The sequence below is a fragment of the Hydrogenivirga sp. 128-5-R1-1 genome, from assembly GCF_000171895.1.
This window is the reverse complement of the sequence record NZ_ABHJ01000487.1, coordinates 1-1,133: the sequence shown is the minus strand read 5'-3', so window position 1 is coordinate 1,133 and position 1,133 is coordinate 1. Positions and strand designations below refer to the sequence as shown.

Here is a 1,133-nt window from a genome sequence, read left to right as displayed (position 1 = left end):
GAAACAAAGGTATAAAAGTAGCTGCTCTATATCCAAAACTTTTATATCCAGTTCCTAAAAAAGCAATTGAAAAAGTTGCTTCAATGTCTGACATATTACTTGTACCAGAAGCAAATTACTTAGGACAGTTTGCTAAATTCATAAGAATGTTTACTTCTATACCTGCTGAAAAAATTGTTCAGTACAACATTTATAGAGGTGAACCATTTATACCAAAAGAAATTGAAGAAAAGGTTGAAGAAATACTTGGAAAAAAAGTACAGGCTTAATTAAATTTTAAAAAGGAGGAATAATGATGGATATACAATATGTAAGACTTGAGGAGAAATTACCACCAAGGGAATACAAATCAGACCTTGAGGCAACATGGTGCCCAGGTTGTGGAGATTTTGGTGTTGTTACAGCATTAACAAGAGCTTTTTCTGAAGAAAAGTTTGACCCAACTGCTTTATCTATAGTATCAGGAATTGGATGTTCTTCAAGACTTCCGCTCTGGATGAATGCATTTGGACTACACTCATGTCATGGAAGAGCTATCCCAGCTGCTGTTGGAGCAAGACTTGCAAAACCTGAAATACCTACAATTGTAACAGCTGGAGATGGAGATTTATTCTCTATTGGTATGGAACATTTCCCGCATGCAGCAAGAAAAAACTTTGATATGGTTGTTATTTCTATGGACAACAGAATGTATGCGTTAACTAAAAATCAGGTTTCACCAACATCAAGAAAAGGATATAAAGGTTCTTTAACTCCTTATGGAAACCTTGATAATCCATTTAATGTTATTGATTTTGCAATTGCTTGCGGTGCAACTTTTGTTGCTCAGACATATGCAGGAAATCCAAAACATATGACTGAAATTATTGAGGCAGCTATTGAACATAAAGGATTTGCTTTTGTAAATATTCTTTCACCTTGTCCAACATACAATAAGATTGATACTTTCAAATACTACAAAGGAAAACTTGTGGACATTAATAAAGAACTTGGACATGACCCATCAGACAAGGCGAAGGCTCAAGAACTTGCATCTCACGCTCTTGATGCTGATACAGACCCTGAAGCTAAAGTACCAATAGGAATTTTCTATAAAACTGAAGATATACCAACTTTTGAGGAAAAGGTTGCTG

General features: G+C 35.0%; 1 protein-coding gene and 1 pseudogene. Both read left to right on the top strand.

Annotated elements, in window-relative coordinates:
• Positions 1-269: pseudogene (locus HG1285_RS20120) on the top strand (2-oxoacid:acceptor oxidoreductase subunit alpha); the annotation flags it as partial.
• 23 nt (positions 270-292) lie between these two features.
• On the top strand, positions 293-1,133 hold an 841-nt coding region (locus HG1285_RS00480; protein WP_232219546.1), incomplete at its 3' end, for a 2-oxoacid:ferredoxin oxidoreductase subunit beta.